Origin of the sequence: Mycobacterium sp. E1715, from assembly GCF_001667625.1 — a bacterium.
Lineage (GTDB): Bacteria > Actinomycetota > Actinomycetes > Mycobacteriales > Mycobacteriaceae > Mycobacterium.
In genome coordinates, this window is record NZ_LZJJ01000382.1 from 1 (window position 1) to 4123 (window position 4123).

4 protein-coding genes are annotated in these 4123 nt (G+C 68.3%); 2 read left to right on the plus strand and 2 right to left on the minus strand.

Translation table 11 applies throughout. From position 1 onward, the window contains the following. Positions 1–682: DUF3556 domain-containing protein (locus A9X03_RS18920; RefSeq protein ID WP_197696102.1), on the minus strand; the 682-nt coding region annotated here is incomplete at its 3' end. A 123-nt stretch (positions 683–805) separates the two neighbouring features. Between A9X03_RS18920 and A9X03_RS18925 the strand changes: the two genes are divergently transcribed. Beyond that, entirely contained in the window at positions 806–1030 is a 225-nt protein-coding gene (locus A9X03_RS18925) for a hypothetical protein (protein WP_068262425.1), read from the plus strand. Between the two features lie 108 nt (positions 1031–1138). Here A9X03_RS18925 and prpD read toward each other — a convergent pair whose 3' ends face one another. After that, complete coding sequence (gene prpD / locus A9X03_RS18930) at positions 1139–2647, minus strand: 2-methylcitrate dehydratase PrpD (RefSeq protein WP_068262426.1); 1509 nt, start codon at positions 2645–2647, stop codon at positions 1139–1141. Positions 2648–2763: 116 nt separating this feature from the next. Here prpD and A9X03_RS18935 point away from each other — a divergent pair. Further along, a partial coding sequence (locus A9X03_RS18935; protein ID WP_068262427.1) for an FAD-dependent oxidoreductase occupies positions 2764–4123 on the plus strand: 1360 nt, incomplete at its 3' end.

Consider the following 4123-nt stretch of genomic DNA (forward strand, 5'->3'; position numbering starts at 1 on the left):
CCACGATCATGTCCACCCCGCCGAAGAGGAACGTCACCGCCATGGTCGCGTAGACCTCACCGCGCGCGGCCAAAAAGATCACCTTGTCGCGCAGGCCGAGCACACCGAGCAGCAGCAGGATCAGCACGATCTTCCAGGCCGGCAGCAATCCGATCGTCGTGCCGAGCTCCGGCATCGGTCCGGTGCCGTCGGCGAACAGCGCCGCGAACGTCACCAGCAGGAACAGCGCGTACAGCGCGACGTCGATCGGCTTGCGCTTGGTGCCCTCGGTCAGCGGGACCCGGTTCGGCCACGGTGGCAGCCGGATGGTGCCGAACCGCATCCAGTACAGGATCGAGCCCATGGGCGGGAAGAACCGGTTGTTCAGCGGGCCGAAGCCGCAACCCAGCCCGATCACCTCGAACAACATCGTGTAGAGCACGACCTTCTCGAACACGATCGGCTCCGACCACCACGACGCGACGTGGGTGAACCCGCCGAGTCCCCTGGTGGCCGACGCGAACACCCACGCGCCAAGGATGTAGAGCAGGATTTTGGCGACGTAGAACAGGTGCAGCACGACCGGCGTGCCGAAGCCGACCTCGGCCCAGTGCTTGGCCATCGGCCGGATCTTCTCGCTACGGGTGCCCTTGTTCCACTCGGCCATGTCGAGCTGCGGCAGCTCAGGCTTGAGAAATCCCATGGTGGTCAGATTAGAACGTGTTCTAGCTCAGCGGCACTCGAGCCGCGCAAGAATTCTTTGCCTGCGACTCGGCCGCCGGATACCGTGAAACCGGATCGGCGCGGCCCTTAGGAGGCGTCCATCATGAGCAGGTTTCGAATCGTCATATCGTCCGCGGCGCTGGCGACGGTCGCCGCCGGCTCACCCGTCGCCGTCGCCGGTGCCGACACCCCGGGGCCCGGCGATTCCTGCACGGTGTTGCACGCGACCACCCAGGACGGCAACGGCAGGACGATGTGGTGCAACCCGACGATGACCGGCGCCCACAACCTGGTGTGGCAGTACGGCGGACCGGCCGCTAACCCCTAAGCGCCCCGACCGAGTGTGCGCCGAGGGCATTGAGTGTGAACTGAGGGCGAGAAATCCGCGAAAATTGCGCCCTGGGCGCACACGCAATGCCCTGAGCGCACACGCGATTCACTCACCGAATATTCCCGGCGCGATCGTCGGCGCCCGCTGGAGCGCTCGCGGGTCAACGGTCAGATTCAGCGCGCCGAGTTCTCCCGCCCGCAGATCGGCCAGCGCGGTCACCGCGGCCAAAAACCTCTCCCGCTCAGCCGGTTCGACGACGACGCCGGCGAGCTCGGTGAACTTCTGGACGTATTGCGGGCGCCGGAACGGTCGCGCGCCCAACGGGTGGGCGTCGGCGACGGCCAGCTCGTCGACGATCACTTCCCCGCTTTTCAGCGTGACCACGGCCCGCGCCCCGAACGCCTTGTCCGCCGGATCCGCCGAGTGATAGCGGCGGGTCCACTCCGGATCCTCGACCGTCGAAATCTTGCGCCACAACTCGACCGTGTCGGGCCGGTGGGCCCGCTCGGCGGCGTAGGACCGCTCGTGGTGCCAGCTCCCGTCCTGCAGCGCGACGGCGAAGATGTAGGGCAGCGAGTGGTCGAGCGTCTCCCGCGACGCGTCCGGGTCGAACTTCTGCGGATCCCGCGAACCCGTTCCGATCACAACGTGGGTGTGGTGGCTGGTGTGCAGCACGACGGTGGCGATCTGGCCGGGGTCGTCGATCCGCTCGCGGAGCCGCCGCGCCAGGTCGATCGGGGCCTGGCTCTGGTATTCCGCCGAGTGTTCCTTGGTGTAGCTGCCCAGGATGGCGCGCTTGGGCTCGCCGGGAGCGGGCAGCGGCACCCGGTATTCGCGGTCGGGTCCGCCCAGCAGCCACGCGATCACCCCATCCTCGCCCTCCCAGATGGGGGCCGGCGATCCCTCGCCGCGCATCGCGCGATCCACCGCCTCGATGGCGACCTTGCCCGCGTGCGCGGGGGCGAACGCCTTCCAGCTGGAGATCAGCCCCTTGCGGGACTGGCGGGTGCTGGTGGTCAGGTGCAGGGCCTGCCCGACCGCCTGATAGATCGTCTCGGTGTCCAGTCGCAGCATGGTCCCCAGGCCGGCGGCCACCGACGGGCCCAGATGCGCGACATGGTCAATCTTGTGCTCGTGCAGGCAAATTCCGCGGGCCAGGCCGATCTGGATTTCGTAGGCGGTGACCACACCACGGATCAGGTCGGCGCCGGGCAGTCCCAGCTGCTGGGCCACCGCGACCAGCGGGGGAATGTTGTCGCCGGGGTGGGAGTATTCGGCGGCCAAAAACGTGTCGTGGAAGTCGAGTTCGCGCACGGCGACGCTGTTGGCCCAGGCCGCCCACTCCACCGAATAGGTCCCGTCGACGCCGAAAATCCTGGCCCCGCGCCGCGCCGGGTGGGCCAGCGCCTGCCGCCGCGCCACGGTGACCGGCCGGCGCAGCACGGCGGCCGCGCTGACCGCCGCGTTGTCGATGATCCGGTTCACCACCATCTCCGCGGTTTCCGGCTCGACGGCAACCGGGTCGGCGGCGACTTCGGCGATCTTTGCCGCCAGGTGCTCTTCGCGGGGGAATCGGTCGGAGCTGCGCCGCACGCGAACCGTATGCGTCAACACACCCGAACCCTATGACCGGCAAGAACGCGCGCAGAAATCTGTGTTAACCCCCCACCACCGGCGCCGCCCGCGGTGTAGTTTGCTGCTGGGGCGGGACCAAGGTTGAGGAGCCAGCCGTGTCAGAGGTCGATTACTGCGTGGTCGGAGCGGGATTCGCGGGTCTGGCGGCCGCCCTGCGGCTGAAACAGGCCGGTCTTTCGGTGGCCTTGCTGGAGGCGCGCGACAGGGTTGGCGGCCGCACCTACACGCAGTACCGTCCCGACGGCACGTGGATCGACCGTGGCGGCGCGTGGATCGGACCCGGCCAGGATCGGATCTACGCGCTGATGGACGAGTTCGGGGTGGCCGAGTACAAGCAGCACAACGACGGCGACGCCATGATGATCGTCGACGGCAAGAGACACCGCTACGGCGGCACCATTCCCTGGACGATGAGCCCGTGGGCGGTCGCCAACCTCGGGGTCGGATTGTTGTCGATCGAGAAGATGGCCAAATCGCTTCCGCGCGAAGCCCCCTGGGACGCCAAACACGCCGACGAGTGGGACCGCATCAGCCTGGGTGAATGGATCGAACAGAACACCATGTCCAAGCAGGCCCGCGAGATGCTGGACATGGCCTTCGCCGGGCTCTACACCTCGGCGGCGTCGGAGACGTCGCTGCTGTGGGGGTTGTTGCAGACGGCGTCGGCAGGCGGGCTGACGTTCGCGATTTCCGGCAAAGGCGGCTCCCAGGACGCCCGCCCGGTCGGCGGGATGGGCGCCATCTACGGTCCCATCGCGGCCGAACTGGGCGACGCGCTGCACCTTTCGCAACCGGTCCGCCAAATCGCCCAGGACGCCGACGGCGTGACGGTGACGGCCTCCGACCTGACCGTGCGCGCCCGACGGGTCATCGTCGCGATCCCGCTGGCGGTCGCCACGTCGATCGTCTACGAGCCGATGCTGCCGGTGGATAGGGCGATGCTGCACCAGCGCATGCCGAGCGGCGCGGTCATCAAGACGTCGGTGATTTACGACGAGCCGTTCTGGCGTGCCGACGGGCTGTCGGGTCAGTCGGCCGCACCGGGATCCCCGGCCACCCTGACGATCGACGCCTGCACCGACAGCGGCGACCCCGGGGTCATGTGCGTCATCACCGAAGGGCCCGCGGCGCGGCGGTTGACCAAGCTCAATGAGGCCGAGCGGAGAGCGGCGCTCATCGGCGAGTTGGTCGACCGGTTCGGCGAGAAGGCGAGAACGCCGCAGGAGTACCACGAGCAGAACTGGACCGTTGACCGTTACTCCGGCGGCGGGATGATCGGTCACGCACCGACCGGCGTGCTGACCGAATTCGGCTATACCCTGCGCGAGCCGTGCGGCCGCATCCACTGGGCCGGCACCGAGAGTTCGGCCGTGATGTGCGGGTGGATCGACGGCGCGATCCGTTCCGGTGAGCGTGCGGCCGCCGAGGTCCGGGAGGCCGAGACCGCCGCGGTCG

What these genes read in the sequence shown, in the direction of transcription:
- A9X03_RS18925 (WP_068262425.1), top strand. Translation starts at nt 806, where the DNA reads ATGAGCAGGTTTCGAATCGTCATATCGTCCGCGGCGCTGGCGACGGTC.